Raw genomic sequence first — 15,724 nt, 5'->3', positions numbered from 1 at the left:
TCTATTTATTTTTTAAAAGTTAACATTAACACCTAATGTAAAGGTTCTTGCAGCAAAATAATTATATCTTCTGTCAATACCTGGTACTAAAGGATCAGCACCTCCAACAAATTCTCCGTTAGCTGCAGCACCTCCATCTTGTAAAGAAGGTTCTGGATCAGCTCCTGAGTAACCAGTAATTGTAAACAAGTTTTGACCTGTTAAAGAAAAACGCACACTTTTAAAGTATTTGTTATCTTCTGAAATTTTTGGGCTATACCCAACAGATAAGTTATCTAATTTAATAAAATCTGCTTTTTCAACATACAATGAACTGAATTTTGCAGTTGTAATTTCTGCATTTGCAAGATCTGTATTGATGTAGTTATAAGAACCTTGAGAACCAACTCTTGGCTCATAAAATACTCTAAAGTTATTTACTAAACTGTGTCCAAATGCACCTCTAAAGAACGCATTTACATCCCAGTTCTTGTATTGAATAGAGTGTGACCATCCTAATTCGAAATCTGGAATACCTTTTCCTAATTTCTTTAAATCTCCGTCAACAACACCATCTCCGTCTGCATCAATTGCATTTCCAACCTCTTGGTTTACATCAATAGAACCATCTCCATTCACATCTACAAAGTTTTGATTACCATCTGTTACAGTACCATCCCATAGTGCACCATAAATTTGACCAATCTCTTCTCCTTCACCAACTAATACTACTGGAGTACCATTTTGTCCTGGAGCACCTAAGTTACCTCTTAAAGAAGTACTTCCGTTAAATTTATCTAATACAGATTTGTACGTAGAGAAATTGATTCCAGAATTATACGTAAAACCTTGTTTCTTAATAATATCATAGTCTAAACTTAATTCAAGTCCGTTTGTTGTTAATTCACCAACATTGTTAAACCAGTTATCAGCTATTTTTACAACACCATCTGCTAATTCTCCATCTTGTATTTTTGAAAACAAGATAAAATCTGAAACTTTTCTAGAGTAGATATCTAAAGTCGCAGACAAACGTCCTGAACTAAAGTCAATACCAAAGTTTGTTTCTGCTTTTTCTTCCCATTTCAAATCTGGATTTGCTTGTCTAAAAGCTACAGAAGATAATAAGTTTCCATTTGGACTATATCCATCTTGAGATAAACCATTTTCACTAGGTAATGCACCTGTTACACCATAACCAATTCTAGCTTTTAATAAATCAACATTGTTTAGTTTAAGATACTTGTTTACATCAACACCTAAACCAAGTGAAGGAAAAAGACCCCATTTGTTGTTTTCTCCAAATTTAGTAGAACCTTCTCTACGTAATGAGGCATTAAAGTGAATAGCATCATCAAAACTAAGATTTACTCTTCCGAAGAAAGCGATAATTCTATCTTCTGGAGATCTATTACTATCAATTGAAATTTGACCTGCATTGATTAAATCTTGAGACCATTCTAATGCATCAATATATTCTAAATCATTGTTTGGAAAATCTCCAGCGGTTAATGAATAATCGAAATAATTAGTTTCTTGCCAAGAATATCCTCCTGTAAATTTGAATTTGATTTTATCAGTTATATCTTTATTATAATCTGCAAACATTTCAAATAATTTGAAATCATTTTCTTGTGTAAACAAGGTAGCAGAACCTTTTCTTAAAGGACTAGAAGCATTACCTCTATATAGAGATGTTGGTCTGTAGTATGCTTTATTGGTAAGTTTTGTTGATTGCTCAGAATAAACACCACTTACAGATAAATCATCTGAAATGTCATATTTCATATTCAAGCTATACGTAAACTCACTACGAGCACCAGTATTTGAATTTTGATTCACAATAGAAACCGGGTTGAAACTATCAAACAATCCTAATGTTTCAAAGTAGCCACCATAATTGTCTCCATTATAAGGATATGGAGAATCTGTTCCATATACTGGAGCAGTTGGATTGTACAATACCGCATAACGCAATGCATCATTAAATCCGTATTCAATATCTTTTTTAGTATAAGAAGCATTGAAACCGATCTTTAACTTGTCGTTTAAGATTCTAGTTTCAGCTTGAAATCTTGTATTGAATTGATTAAATCCAGATTTCCTTAATACACCTTCAGCATCTCTAAAGTTAGCAGAAGCTCTAAATGTTGTATTCCCTTGTCCACCAGACATAGAAACGTTATGTACTTTAGATACTGCAGAACGAGTAACTAAGTCTAACCAATCTGTTCTACTTCCTAAATCCGTACCTCCTGCAGCAGCAAATTCATCTCCAGTCATGTTTTGAACTTGGTTTTGAATAGACTCCATAGCAACAGAACCGCTATAAGAAACTTGTGTCATACCCGCTTTACCTCTTTTGGTAGTTACAATAATAACCCCACTAGAACCACGTGTACCGTAAATTGCAGCAGCAGAACCATCTTTAAGAACAGTCATACTAGCAATATCATTTGGATCTACATTGTTTAAAGAAGCTCCAATTACTCCGTCAACAACAATTAAAGGAGAAGAATTTGCTCCTACTGTAGAAATACCTCTTAATCTGATTACTGCATCATCATTAGGATTTCCCCCTTTGTTATAGATACTTAAACCAGCAACTTTACCTTGCAATAATTGTGCAGGTGCAGCAATTGTTCCTCTGTTAAATTCCTCTGCAGAAACTTGTGTAACAGATGAGGTAATTTCTTTTTTAGCTGAACTACCGTAACCAACAACTACAATCTCATCTAAAGATGTAGCATCTTCTGTTAAGGTTATGTTAATGGTATTTGAATCAACTGTTTTTTCTGCTGTCTTAAATCCTAAAGACCTAAAGACTAAAACATCTCCATTTTTTGCTGTAATTGTATATTTACCGTCAAAGTCTGTTTCTGTACCTACAGAAGTACCTTTAACATTTACACTTACACCTGGTAGCGCACCAGAACCGTCAGACACAACACCGGTTACGGTTTGTCCATACATAATACCACCAATCAATACTAATACTGGCAGTATTATTTTTTTAAGTAATTTGTTTTTCATTTAAATTTGAGTTTAAAAAAGTTAATTGAATTTTTTACTAATTTTTGTTTAATTAGTAAAAACAGTTATAAAAGATTGTAATATTAACAATTATTTATGATTTTAAAAGTAATTTAACTAAAATAGTATTAAAAAATTAACGAAAACGTTTTCGATTTTTTTTTCTATTTCAATTCTCTTACCCATATATTTTTATAGCTAACCCCGCTTTTATCTTGGTGGTCTTGTAGTTTTATAGGTTGCTTGCCATGAGCATTGTTTTTTGGCCAACCTATATATTCTGTTGTTCCTTTTATTTTAAAATGATCTTGTACTAATATACCATTATGTAGCAGTGTAATTGTTGCTTTTTTTGAAACCTTTCCTTTAGTGTCAAATATTGGTTGATGATATATAATGTCATAACGATTCCATTCTCCCGTTTTAGAAGCTGCTTTTACTAATGGAATTGATTGTTTATATATAGCTCCTACTTGTCCATTTACATAAGTATCATTGTTATTATTGTCTAAAATTTGTACTTCATATCTGTTTTGAAGAAAAACGCCACTATTACTTCTGTTCTGACCATTTGCCCTAACTTCTGAATTAGATTTCCATTCTATATGTAGTTGTACTGATCCAAAATTTCTTTTTGTTTGAATATCTCCTTCTTTATCTTTTACAGTCATGCTATTGTCTTTATTTAAAAGCCATTTTACAGCTGTAGAATCTTTTGATGAAATCCACTCATTAAAATCTGTTCCATCAAAAAGCACAATTGCATCTGAAGGAATTCCAGTTTTATAATCAACATGAATTACTTTAGGTTTCGGTTCCCAAATTTCTGTTTCTTCTGGTTTTGTAGGTTCTTTTACAACTTTATTTGTTGTAGTTTCCTCTGTTATTGATTTTTTATTTGTAGTTTGATTACAGCCTACGAAAACGAAGCTCAAACAAAATAATAGTATTATTTTTTTCATATTATAGTCCTAAAATATTTTTTAAATATGTTTCATCTGTTGTTTCTGTTCCTGCAAAATCATCAAAGCGTTTGTTTGTTGCCTCAATAATATGGTCCTTTATAAATCCAGCGCCTTCACGAGCGCCTTGTTCTGGACTTTTAATAACGCATTCCCATTCTAAAACTGCCCAAACATCACAATTGTATTCAGTTAATTTAGAAAACACTTTTTTGAAGTCTATTTGTCCATCACCTGGAGAACGATAACGTCCTGCTCTATTTTTCCAATCGTTATAACCGCCAAAAGTTCCTTTTTTTCCAGAGGAATTAAATTCGGAATCTTTTACATGAAACGCCTTTATAAACTCATGATAATGATCTATGTATTTTATATAATCTAATTGTTGTAATACAAAATGTGATGGATCATAAAGAAGGTTAACCGCTTTATGATTTCCAGTAGCTTCCAAAAAACGTTCGAAGGTGTCACCGTCATGAATATCTTCTACAGGATGAGCTTCGTAACAAACTGCTACTCCATTCTCTTCAAAAGTATTTAAAATAGGTTTCCATCTGTCAGCAAGTTCTTTAAAACCTGTTTCTACTAATCCTTTTGGTTGCTGTGGCCAAGGGTGCATCATAGGCCAAAGTAATGAACCAGAAAATGTAGCATGGGCTTTTAAACCTAAGCGTCTACTTGTTTTTCCTGCTTTGTGCATTTGATCTATAGCCCAAGCTGTTCTTTCTTTGTACTTTCCTTTTAATTCTTTTGGTACAAAAACATCAAACATTATATCGTGTGCTGGATGTACAGCAACTAACTGGCCTTGTATATGTGTTGATAGTTCTGTTATTTCTAATCCGTAGCTATTTATTCTTCCTTTAAATTCATCGCAATACGTCTGGCTCTCTGCAGCAATATCTAAATCGATAATTGATTTATCTAACGTAGGAATTTGCACACCTATATAGCCTAAGTCTGACGCCCATTTACACAATCCATCTAATGAATTAAATGGCGCTTTATCGTCCATAAATTGAGCTAAAAATATACCTGGTCCTTTAATTGTCTTCATTAATCTATCTTATCTATATTAACCCAAACGTTTCCATTTTGATGAGATTCTACTGCTTTTTCTATAAAACTCATACCACGAACTCCATCAATCATTGTTGGAAACTCGCCTGAATTGTACGATTCTTTGTTTATTGCTTTTGCAACACCTTTGTAGATATTACCCATAGAATCGAAAATACCTTCTGGGTGTCCAGGTGGTAATTTTGTTCCATCTAAAGATAAATCACTATTATATGTATGACCTGGTTTTAGTACTTGAAGAGGTTTCCCATCTTCCATTAAGTACAAGTAGTTGGGGTTTTCTTGTTCCCATTTTAATCCCGCTTTATCACCATATACTTTAACAATAAAGCTATTTTCTTCACCTGTAGCAATCTGACTGGTACAAATAACACCTTTTACATTATTACTACAACGAAGTAAAACGGTTCCGTCAATATCCATTTTATTATCAGAATACAAGTAATTTAAATCTGCTAAAACAGATTCTATTTTTACGCCAGAAACAAATTCTAACATATCAAAAGCGTGTGTTCCGATATCTCCAATACAACAACTAATTCCAGATTTCTCTGGGTTTAAACGCCAAGTTGAAGAACGCTTTTCTTTATCATGAATAAGAGGGTTTATCCATCCTTGATAATACTGTGCATCTACTTTTTGAATGTTTCCTAGCTCCCCGTTTTTTATCATTTCGCGCATTTGACGAATCATAGGGTAACCAGTGTATGTATATGTTACGGCAAAAACAGTTTTTGCTTTTTTAAGTGTTTCATTTAATATTTCTGCTTCAGCAAAAGTAGTTGTCATTGGTTTTTCACAAATAACATTAAACCCATTTTCTAAAAGCTTCTTTGCCATAGAAAAGTGCAAAAAATTTGGAGTTAATATAGATACCACTTGCATTCTTTCACTTTCTGGAAGTTTTATTTCTTCTTCAATAAGTGTATCAAAATCTTTATATATTCTATTTGTTGGCAATCCTATTTTGTTAGCAAAACCAATATTGTCTTCCCAATTTGGATTGAAAACACCACCAACTATTTGATATTTATCATGCATAGCAGATGCTATACGATGTAAAACACCAATTAATGAATCGCCACCTCCGCCTAATATTCCTAATCTAATTTTAGAGCTCATTTATTTTTTTAAGATTTGTATTCGATTTTTTCATTTTTAAACAGTACAGCGAATAGTATTAATACCCCTACTGCAAATAATGCTGGAAAAATCCATATTGATTCCCAGTTATGCAATCCACCTTCAATTAAATTAGCATCTACAATTTTACCGGCTACCCAAAACCCAACGAGCATACCAACTCCATAAGTTGCTAATGTAATTAGACCTTGTGCTGCACTTTTTACTTTTTCACCAGCTTTAGAGTCTGTATAGATTTGTCCAGAAACAAAGAAGAAATCATAACAAATACCATGTAAAGCAATACCTGTTATTAACATAAAGAATAAATCGCCATTATTTCCATATGCAAATAATACATAACGAATTATCCACGCTAACATTCCAAATAATACGGTGTTTTTAAATCCATATTTTTTGAAGAAAAATGGCAATAATAACATAAATGCCACTTCAGATATTTGTCCTAAAGAGGCCCATGCGGTAGAATTATCAACTTTATATTCTGTTAAAAACAAACTTATATTTTGATAATAAAACGCTAATGGAATACAGATTAAAAATGAAGACAGAAAGAAGACTAAAAAGTTTCTGTCTTTTAATAATTTCAAAGCATCAAGCCCTAATATATCAGAAATTGAAGCTTTTTCATTTCTATTTGCTGTGGGTGGTGTTTTTGGTAAAAAGAAACTAAAGATACCTAATACAACAGAAGCAATTGCCACCATTATAAAAGTATTAGACAACATTCCGTTTGCAATATTTGCTTCAGAATCCCATTTAAAAAGGAAGCTAATTGCTAAACCAGCCAATATCCAACCTATTGTTCCCCAAACTCTAACGATAGGAAACTGTTTAGCGGGATCACTCATTTGATTAAAAGAAACAGAATTAACTAATGCCAATGTTGGCATATAAGTAATCATATATCCTAAAACATATGGGTAGAAAGCGCTAAATTCTGTTGCTTGAGACATCATATACATTAATAGTGCTCCAATAAGATGTAAAACACCAAGAATTTTTTCTGCATTAAAATAACGGTCTGCGATCATTCCAATAATAAAAGGAGCAATAATAGCTCCCCAAGATTGAGTTGAATATGCCATTCCGGTTTCAGCACCAGAAGCACCTAAATTACTTCCTAAAAAACTTCCCATTGTTACAAACCATCCGCCCCAAATAAAGAACTCAAGAAACATCATGAATGACAATTGGTATTTTGTAGAATTTTTCATCTTTTTATTTTCTTAATTATATTTATTTAACTGTTTTGGCAGATTTTAATAATAAATCTCTAATTGCTATAATACCTTCTTTTTCACTTAAACGATCTCCTTCATATTCTACTCCTACATATCCTGTATAGCCAGAATTTTTTACCATTTGAATGATTCTAGGAAAATCTAATGTTGTTTCATTTCCGTTTTCATCAAAATCATAAGCTTTTGCACTTACTGCTTTTGCCTTGGTAAGCAGTACTTCAATACCTGCGTATTTATCAGGGTATTCTTCTAAACATTCTCCCCACATAGCGCCATCTTTTCGCTTTACACACCAGTTACCAAAATCTGGTAGTGTTCCACAATTATCCATATTAACTTTTGAAATGGCATCCATAAGAACAGGAACGTCAGATGATAACCATCCGTGGTTTTCGCATAATACATTTATATTTTTTGTAGCTGCATATGTTGATAATTTTTTAAGCCCATCAACTACAGAAGGTACCCAAAGTGCTGGGTCATTTGTACCAAAGGTGTTTACTCTAATTGAATGACATCCTAATTTTTGTGCTGCATCTATCCATTTTTTGTGATTTTCAACAGCTTTATTTCTAACGGCAACATCTGGGTCTGCTAAATCGCCTTGACCATCTATCATAATTAGCACATTTTGCATACCATACTTTTCACTTAACGTTTTAAGGGAGTCAATTACTTTATCAAATCCTAAAGTTTCAATTTCTTTTGTGTATAAATGATTTACATATTCTAACCCTTCAAAACCCATTGATTTTGCTTGAGAAGCAAAATTAAAAGGCGAACCATTTTCTTCATTTACATATTTATGTAATGACCATTGTGCTAAAGAAAGTTTAAAAAAAGGTGTCGTTTCTTGCGTTTCTTTTGCTGTACTTACATCCGTCTTTTTTACTTCGTTTTTACAACTTTGTAATGCTAAAAATAAGGTTATTAAAACAAGGTAAGGTTTTAGTTTTGATATGATATTTGAGTCCATTTAGTTTGGTTATTTTATGTTTAAGAAATTAAAATTATAAAAATAGCTATAAATTAGTGTGTATAATTTTTCAGTGAAAAATTTTAAACAAATTTAAATGAGTGAAAGCGCTTTTTTTCGATAGGCTTTTGGAGTACATTTCTCTTGTTTTTTAAACATTGTTGCAAAATATTGACTGGTTGAAAAGCCGCATAAATAAGCAACATCATAAACACTCATATCTAAATTTTCTATTAGAATTTTTTTCGCCATTTCTATACGTTTTAACATCAGGTATTTCATGGGTGTTAAGTTGGTTAATTGTCTACAGTGAAATGTAAAACGGGTGAGTCCAACCCCAGATGATTTTGCCATCTCTTCTACCGTCCAGTTTTCAGATAAATTGTTCTCTAATTCTTTTAAAAACAGATTAACACTTCTAGATCGATCCATTAATTTTTCATCTAATGTTACTTCATCAATTAGTAATAGGTCTAAAAGAAATAGTAATAAATTATTTACTAATAACCTTATTTTTGAAGTATTACTTCCCTTATTGTCAGAGTCAACGGCTTTTCCAATCCTTTGAAAACAATCTAAAATTCGTTTATCTGCTTTCCATGAAATTCTTTCATTTTGCCTTAAAATAGTTGTCAATTTTTCAAGATCTTTTGGGGCTAAAACAATCCAATCTGGCCAGGTCCAGTTTTGATGTGGACGACGAACGTCTAAGTCTAAAATAACCCAATAAAATCGACCCATTCCAATATTTGGGTTCCCAACTTTATGCGCTTCCCAGGGTCTTGTTATGGTTAAATTATTTGGTAAAAGAGTCATTTCTTTGCCTTCTTGAGAATAAGGCATTATACCAGATTCTAAAAAATGAATCTCAATTCCTTCGTTTCTGTGCCAGTCTAAACCCCAATCTTGAGGCTCGTTAGCATCCCAGTAGCCAATACTGTTAATCCCTACTGTATCATCGGTTAAACGCTTTCCTGGGTAGGTGTATCTAGCCAAAGCGTTGAACTTTAATTTATTTCTAGACACAGCGTCAATTAATGGTAAACAAGTATCTGCGTGATACTCTATTCCGTCTATTTCAAACGGTGTTATATTTTGTATATTTAATTTCACTGAAAAATATTGAACATTATAAAAATGCAAATTAATTAATTTGGCTGAGAAATATGTATTTTTACCTAGTTTTAATTTAGAATATCCAAAAAAAAGGTACATAAAAATATATATAATAAACAATAACTTATATAAATATGGAAAATCACCAATACGATGCCATTGTAGTAGGCACAGGAATTTCAGGCGGATGGGCTGCAAAAGAACTTTGTGAAAAAGGGCTTAAAACACTTGTTCTAGAGAGAGGAAGAATGATAAAACATGTTGAAGATTACCCTACAGCACATTTAGACCCTTGGGATTTACCTAATGGAGGAGAAGCGAGTAATGAAACGAAAGAGCGCAAACCAAAACAACATAGGACGGGTTACGTTACAAAGGAGGCACATCAACATTTTTTTGTAGACGATTTAAAACATCCTTATAATGAAGTCAGACGTTTTGATTGGATTAGAGGGTATCACGTAGGTGGTCGTTCTTTAATGTGGGGAAGACAAACTTATAGATTAAGTGATATTGATTTTGAAGCAAATAAAAAAGAAAACATTGCAGTTGACTGGCCAGTGAGATATAAAGATATCTCTCCTTGGTATGATAAAGTAGAAGAATATATTGGTGTAAGTGGTGAAAATCTTGGACTAAAACAATTACCGGATCAAAAGTTGTTAAAACCAATGAACCTTAATTGTGTTGAAAAAGAATTAAAAAGTAAAATTTCTGCAAACTTTGACGACGGTAGGTTACTAACTATTGGTAGAACTGCACATATTACTGAAGGTACAAAACCAGGACAAGGAAGAAGTACTTGTCAATATCGTGATAGATGTATGAGAGGATGTCCTTTTGGTGCTTACTTTAGTAGTAACTCATCAACACTTCCTGCTGCAGAAGCTACAGGGAATATGACATTAAGACCAAATTCTATTGTACATGAAGTTATGTATGATGATGTTACTAAAAAAGCAACTGGAGTTAAAGTTATAGACGCAGAAACTAAAGAGGTTATTGAGTATAAAGCAAAAGTTATTTTCTTGTGCGCTTCTGCAATAGCATCTGCATCGATTTTATTACAATCTAAATCTGAGCGTTTTCCAAATGGATTAGGTAATGACAGTGGAGAATTAGGTCACAACCTTATGGATCATCACTTTCATGTAGGCGCAGTTGCAAAAGCAGATGGTTATGAAGATAAAATTGAAAAAGGAAGACGTGCAAACGGTATCTATATTCCTAGGTTTAGAAATTTAGGAGGTAACACAGATTCTAAAACCTTTAAAAGAGGTTATGGATATCAAGGTGGAGCTAGTAGATCTAGTATGTCTGAAATGGTAGCAGAATTAAAATATGGGCCAGAATTAAAAGAAGCAATCTTAAAACCTGGAGAATGGAATGTTAATTTATTAGCTTTTGGCGAAACACTTCCTGACCATAGTAATCGTATGTATATGGATTACGAAAAACTTGATGAATGGGGTTTACCAACCGTTACTTTTGATGCTGCTTTTGGAGAAAACGAAATGGCAATGAGAGAAGATATGAGAGTTCAAGCAGAAAACATGTTAAAAACTGCTGGCTTTAAAGAAGTACAAGGCTATGACAGGGGTGAAAATACTGCTATGGGATTAGGGATTCATGAAATGGGAACTGCAAGAATGGGTCGTGACCCTAAAACATCTGTTTTAAATGAATACAATCAAGTTCATACATGTTCAAACGTATATGTTACAGATGGTTCTTTTATGACATCTGCTGGTTGTCAAAATCCTTCGTTAACGTATATGGCTTTTACGGCTAGAGCAGCAAATCATGCAGCAGAACAATTGAAAAAAAATAACAGTTAAAATTTTTAAAATGGAAAGAAGACAAGCTTTAAAAAACATAGGTCTTGCTGCAGGTTTTTTTGTAGTAACACCATCAATACTTACTTTAATGCAAAGCTGTAAAAGCGATGTTGCAAAATGGGTTCCAGAATTTTTAACGATAGATCAAAGTGTTGCATTATTAAATATTGTAGATGTGATTTTACCAAAAACAGAAGGTTTACCTTCTGCTACAGAAGTTAATGTTCCAGAATTTATAGATAAATATTTAAACGAAGTGTTAGACGATGAGGATCAAGGCAATGTTAAAGTTGCTTTTGATACTATTATTTCAATACTTAAACCAGACAATGAAGCATCTTGGGATACTGTTACAATAGAAGATTATAAAGGTCTTTTAGATAAGCACATGTTATTAAAAGGAGAAACTGATGAAGAACGATTAGCAAACCCAGCATCTTTAATACCTACTAAGTCAGAGTTTTTAAACAATTTAAAATGGATGACTATTAATGCTTATACAACTACAGAGCAAATTGGAGAAAATGTATTAATATATGATCCAATTCCTTCTCAATATTTTTGTGGAGATCTACAAGAATTAACAGGGGGGAAATCATTTTCTCTTTAGTCTTAAAGTTATTAAATAAATAAAGCAACAGAACATGAAGCATTTTTTAAAAATAATAGTATTCATCGTTTTTGTTGCTTTTTTTAGCTGTAAAAAAGAAACAAAAAATACGTCACTTAAAGCGGGGTCTAGTAAACAGTGGAAACCATTATTTAATGGAAAAAATTTAGAGGGATGGATTCCTAAAATTAATGGTTACGAACTTAATAACAACTATAAGAATACTTTTCAAGTAGAAAATGGTGTTATAAAAGTATCTTATGATAATTATGATAATTTTACAGACCAATTTGGGCACTTGTTTTATAAAACTCCTTTTTCTAATTACAAATTAAGATTAAAATATCGATTTGTAGGTGAGCAAGCTACTGGAGGAAAATCTTGGGCAGCAAAAAATAGTGGGATTATGATACATTGTCAATCTCCTGAAACAATGTTATTAAAACAAGCGTTTCCAATTTCTTTAGAAGTACAACTTTTAGGTGGTGTAAAAAAGGATGAATTACGTCCTTCAGGAAGTTTATGCACACCAGGAACCCATGTTGTAATGGAGGGTAATCAAATTACTGAACATTGTGTTACGGCAAACTGTAAAACTTATTACGGTGAAGAATGGATTACTGCAGAAGTTATTGTAAACAAAGATTCTATAAAACATTACATAGATGGTAAGCTTGTAATGTCTTATTCTAAACCTACTATTGGAGGTGAGTTTTTAGATGCTACCTCTAAAGAAGTTCAGGTTAAAGATGGTCAACTACTAACAAGTGGTTATATTTCTTTACAAAGCGAGAGTCATCCTATAGAATTTAAAAACATAGAAATAATTGAGTTTTAGCGCTTATTTGTAAAACTTACTATTAACAAAAAGTAGTACGGTTGCTAATTATTTGGATCTTTAATAAGCAAGATTATCATTCATATTTTAATGTAAAAAAGCTAAATTTCTATAGATAGAAATTTAGCTTTTTTATTTAATTCTTAGTACTGTAAATTTTTATAAAAATCTTTAAAAGTAATGAGGTTTTAAAAAACCAACAGTACACAAAGTATATAAAATAGCACTTGTTTCTAAAGTTATTCTACGATAAACTTTCCTTTCATCATTGCAAAATGTGCTGGAAAACTACATATAAAATCATAGATACCTTTTTCTGGTGCAGTAAATTCAATAGTTGTTATTTCTCCACCACCAATTATTTTAGTATGAGCAATTACATCTGTTGTTCCTTCAGGAATATAATCATTCTCTTTAGAAGTTGCTGCTTTTTGAGCAAATGTAGAAAGTTTTACACCCTTTTGTAAAATCACCACATTATGGCCCATAATTCTTTTATCTAATTTTCCTGTATGTTTTAAAGTCAATTTTATTTTCTGACCTACTTTTATAGTTATTTTTTTGACATTAAATTTCATAACATCATTTGTTGTTATCAAAATATTTGCTACACCATTTTCATCTACTGTTACCGCAGAAGGTTTAGCCATTTTTTCTACTTTTTTAGTAGCTTTTATTTCTTCTTTAACAGCATCCTCTTTTTTGCTTTTTCCACAGCTTACTAATACAAATAGACTAATAACTGCAATTAAAATTTGTTTCATTTTTTATGTTTTAAATAGTATATAAAGATACAAAATTTATCAATAAATACAAGGTTTAAAGTGTTTTACAATGAAATTTCATTCACTAATTTAGTGTCATAATTGTGATTTATATTTGAAAAGGCATGAGGCTATTTTATTCATATAATTTGAAACAATTAATGTATAATGAACTGTTTTTTTAAAGAAAAATTGTAGATTACATTTCTATAATATAGAATAATAAATAATGCAAAAAGTAACATTAAAAATAATTGCAGAAAAGCTAAAAATTTCTGTTGCTACAGTATCAAAAGCATTAAAGAATTACCCGGATGTTAATAATGAAACAAGATTAAAAGTACTTAACCTTGCAGAGGCCTTAAATTATAAGCCGAACTCTTTTGCTCAAAATCTTAGAAATCAAGAGTCTAGAACTATAGGGCTTATTATACCAGAAATTGTACATCATTTTTTTTCAAACATTATTAATGGTGTTATTAATACTGCAGAAAAGGAAGGGTATCTAGTAATTGTTCTTAAATCCGATGAATCTAATATTCATGAAGAAGAATTACTAGAAGTTCTAGTAAGAAAAAATGTTGACGGTATTTTATTATCATTATCAGGGGATACAATACGTTTTAATCATATAAAAGAAATAATTAATCAAGGTACCCCCATTGTTTTATATGATAGGGTATCCAGAAGTATTAATTGTTCAAAAGTAATAATTGATGATGTTAAAGCAGCTTTTAACGCTACTGAATACCTTATTAAAACTGGATGTAAAAAAATAGCACATTTAAGCGGTGTGCTTAAACCTCAAACAACAATTGATAGATTAAAAGGATATAGAAGAGCTCTAGAAAAACATGATATAATCTACGATAAATCTTTGGTTTATGTTAGTGAAAATTTATCATATGAAGATGGTTATACGCTAGCTAGTAAAATGACTTCTGATCATCCAGACTTAGATGGTGTTTTTGCTCTTACAGATCTTTTAGCAACAGGTGTTTTGGCTAGATTTAAAGAAATGAAAATTGATGTACCAAATAAAATTTCTATTATGGGTTTTAGTAATTGGTTTCTTACGCAGATTACATCGCCCAAATTATCTACTATTAATCAACCAGGATATGAAATGGGGGAAAAAGCTTTTAAATTATTACTTGAAAATATCAAACAATTAAAAGAAGGAGGCAAGAGTGAACCGCAAATCATTGAGTTGCCTACGCACGTAATTGCAAGAGGTTCTACCAAAAGTATTTAACTTTATCTCTTAATGAACTCAATTATATTTTTATTTGATATTTTTGGGTTTGCACCCACACTTGATGCTACTAAAGCACCAACGGCACATGCAAAATCAATTGCATTTTGTGGTGTTTCTTTTTTCAGTAATTTATGTATAAGTGTAGCTAAAAATGAATCTCCAGCTCCTACAGTATCTCTTACATTCACTTTATAACCATCATTAAAATAATAAGTTTTATTTATAAAAAGAACGGCTCCTTTTCCTCCTAGAGTTACACAAATAGTATTTGTAATTGTTTTTTTAGAAATAAATTCAATGTTCTTTTTTAAATCACCTGAGTTAAAATCTAGCTTTTTACATATTTCAAATAACTCATCATCATTAAATTTAATGAAATCTGCTTTTTGCATTAACGCTATTAATACATTTATTTTATAATGTGGAGGTCTTAAGTTTACATCAAATACTTTAAAAGGTGCAACATTTATAAGTTGTAACAAAGTGTTATAAGATAACTCATTTCTTGCAATTAAACTACCAAAAATAAAAGCATCAGATTTTTTTACAGTACTTAAAATAGTGTCGTTTATAGTTATATAATCCCATGCGCATGGGAATTCTATACTATAACTTGCAGCTCCTGCTTTATCTAAACTTACAATTACTTCACTGGTATTAAATTCTTCATTAATTTGAATGGCTGAATTGTTTAGCCCCTCTTTTTTGATATAGTTTAATAAATCAGTTCCATTTACATCTTTACCTACACTGCTTATTATAGTTACTTTATTTTTGAATGAATTAAGTCTTAAAGCAACATTTAGTGGAGCGCCTCCAATTTTTTTATACGACGGAAATACATCCCATAGAACCTCTCCAAAACAAACAATATTTGACATTT

13 protein-coding genes are annotated in these 15,724 nt (G+C 31.5%); 4 read left to right on the top strand and 9 right to left on the bottom strand.

Annotation, left to right across the window (positions count from 1 at the left end; all coding sequences use genetic code 11):
* Nucleotides 1-12: 12 nt before the first annotated feature.
* The 7 genes from BTO04_RS09475 to BTO04_RS09445 form a co-directional block, all read right to left on the bottom strand.
* Entirely contained in the window at nt 13-3,012 is a 3,000-nt protein-coding gene (locus tag BTO04_RS09475) for a SusC/RagA family TonB-linked outer membrane protein (RefSeq protein WP_087564263.1), read from the bottom strand.
* Between the two features lie 164 nt (nt 3,013-3,176).
* Nucleotides 3,177-3,974, bottom strand: a complete 798-nt coding sequence (locus BTO04_RS09470) for a DUF1080 domain-containing protein (RefSeq protein WP_087564262.1) — start codon at nt 3,972-3,974, stop codon at nt 3,177-3,179.
* A gap of 1 nt (nt 3,975) precedes the next feature.
* Nucleotides 3,976-5,031, bottom strand: a complete 1,056-nt coding sequence (locus tag BTO04_RS09465; RefSeq protein ID WP_087564261.1) for a sugar phosphate isomerase/epimerase — start codon at nt 5,029-5,031, stop codon at nt 3,976-3,978.
* Nucleotides 5,031-6,176, bottom strand: coding sequence for a Gfo/Idh/MocA family protein (locus BTO04_RS09460; protein ID WP_087564260.1), 1,146 nt, complete (start codon nt 6,174-6,176; stop codon nt 5,031-5,033). The genes BTO04_RS09465 and BTO04_RS09460 overlap by 1 nt, the downstream gene beginning before the upstream one ends.
* Nucleotides 6,177-6,184: 8 nt before the next feature.
* Nucleotides 6,185-7,414, bottom strand: coding sequence for a nucleoside permease (locus BTO04_RS09455; protein WP_087564259.1), 1,230 nt, complete (start codon nt 7,412-7,414; stop codon nt 6,185-6,187).
* A gap of 22 nt (nt 7,415-7,436) precedes the next feature.
* Entirely contained in the window at nt 7,437-8,417 is a 981-nt protein-coding gene (locus tag BTO04_RS09450; RefSeq protein WP_087564258.1) for a sugar phosphate isomerase/epimerase, read from the bottom strand.
* 93 nt (nt 8,418-8,510) lie between these two features.
* Nucleotides 8,511-9,530, bottom strand: coding sequence for a helix-turn-helix transcriptional regulator (locus BTO04_RS09445; protein WP_087565378.1), 1,020 nt, complete (start codon nt 9,528-9,530; stop codon nt 8,511-8,513).
* A 137-nt stretch (nt 9,531-9,667) separates the two neighbouring features.
* Between BTO04_RS09445 and BTO04_RS09440 the strand changes: the two genes are divergently transcribed.
* Genes BTO04_RS09440 through BTO04_RS09430 form a run of 3 tightly spaced genes read left to right on the top strand, consistent with a single transcriptional unit; the run spans nt 9,668 to nt 12,819 of the window.
* Nucleotides 9,668-11,371, top strand: a complete 1,704-nt coding sequence (locus tag BTO04_RS09440; RefSeq protein ID WP_087564257.1) for a GMC oxidoreductase — start codon at nt 9,668-9,670, stop codon at nt 11,369-11,371.
* Between the two features lie 10 nt (nt 11,372-11,381).
* A complete protein-coding gene (locus tag BTO04_RS09435) occupies nt 11,382-11,981 on the top strand; it encodes a gluconate 2-dehydrogenase subunit 3 family protein (RefSeq protein WP_087564256.1) in 600 nt (199 codons plus the stop codon).
* 34 nt (nt 11,982-12,015) lie between these two features.
* The gene (locus BTO04_RS09430) at nt 12,016-12,819 is read left to right on the top strand and encodes a DUF1080 domain-containing protein (protein ID WP_087564255.1); all 804 of its coding nucleotides are present in this window, start codon (nt 12,016-12,018) and stop codon (nt 12,817-12,819) included.
* 239 nt (nt 12,820-13,058) lie between these two features.
* Here the strand turns inward: BTO04_RS09430 and azu are convergent, their stop codons facing one another.
* Nucleotides 13,059-13,583: an azurin gene (gene azu / locus BTO04_RS09425; protein WP_087564254.1), complete on the bottom strand. Its 525-nt coding sequence runs from the start codon at nt 13,581-13,583 to the stop codon at nt 13,059-13,061.
* 229 nt (nt 13,584-13,812) lie between these two features.
* On the opposite strand from azu, the gene BTO04_RS09420 reads away from it, so the two are divergent.
* Entirely contained in the window at nt 13,813-14,838 is a 1,026-nt protein-coding gene (locus BTO04_RS09420; RefSeq protein WP_087564253.1) for a LacI family DNA-binding transcriptional regulator, read from the top strand.
* Between the two features lie 2 nt (nt 14,839-14,840).
* Here BTO04_RS09420 and BTO04_RS09415 read toward each other — a convergent pair whose 3' ends face one another.
* Entirely contained in the window at nt 14,841-15,722 is an 882-nt protein-coding gene (locus BTO04_RS09415) for a carbohydrate kinase (RefSeq protein ID WP_087564252.1), read from the bottom strand.
* Between the last annotated feature and the right edge of the window lie 2 nt (nt 15,723-15,724).

The sequence above is a fragment of the Polaribacter sp. SA4-10 genome, from assembly GCF_002163835.1.
GTDB lineage: Bacteria > Bacteroidota > Bacteroidia > Flavobacteriales > Flavobacteriaceae > Polaribacter.
Note: the sequence above shows the minus strand (reverse complement) of the source record. Positions and strands in the feature narration are given on the sequence as shown.

What these genes read in the sequence shown, in the direction of transcription:
- BTO04_RS09475 (WP_087564263.1), bottom strand. Translation starts at nt 3,012, where the DNA reads ATGAAAAACAAATTACTTAAAAAAATAATACTGCCAGTATTAGTATTG.
- BTO04_RS09470 (WP_087564262.1), bottom strand. Translation starts at nt 3,974, where the DNA reads ATGAAAAAAATAATACTATTATTTTGTTTGAGCTTCGTTTTCGTAGGC.
- BTO04_RS09465 (WP_087564261.1), bottom strand. Translation starts at nt 5,031, where the DNA reads ATGAAGACAATTAAAGGACCAGGTATATTTTTAGCTCAATTTATGGAC.
- BTO04_RS09460 (WP_087564260.1), bottom strand. Translation starts at nt 6,176, where the DNA reads ATGAGCTCTAAAATTAGATTAGGAATATTAGGCGGAGGTGGCGATTCA.
- BTO04_RS09455 (WP_087564259.1), bottom strand. Translation starts at nt 7,414, where the DNA reads ATGAAAAATTCTACAAAATACCAATTGTCATTCATGATGTTTCTTGAG.
- BTO04_RS09450 (WP_087564258.1), bottom strand. Translation starts at nt 8,417, where the DNA reads ATGGACTCAAATATCATATCAAAACTAAAACCTTACCTTGTTTTAATA.
- BTO04_RS09440 (WP_087564257.1), top strand. Translation starts at nt 9,668, where the DNA reads ATGGAAAATCACCAATACGATGCCATTGTAGTAGGCACAGGAATTTCA.
- BTO04_RS09435 (WP_087564256.1), top strand. Translation starts at nt 11,382, where the DNA reads ATGGAAAGAAGACAAGCTTTAAAAAACATAGGTCTTGCTGCAGGTTTT.
- BTO04_RS09430 (WP_087564255.1), top strand. Translation starts at nt 12,016, where the DNA reads ATGAAGCATTTTTTAAAAATAATAGTATTCATCGTTTTTGTTGCTTTT.
- azu (WP_087564254.1), bottom strand. Translation starts at nt 13,583, where the DNA reads ATGAAACAAATTTTAATTGCAGTTATTAGTCTATTTGTATTAGTAAGC.
- BTO04_RS09420 (WP_087564253.1), top strand. Translation starts at nt 13,813, where the DNA reads ATGCAAAAAGTAACATTAAAAATAATTGCAGAAAAGCTAAAAATTTCT.
- BTO04_RS09415 (WP_087564252.1), bottom strand. Translation starts at nt 15,722, where the DNA reads ATGTCAAATATTGTTTGTTTTGGAGAGGTTCTATGGGATGTATTTCCG.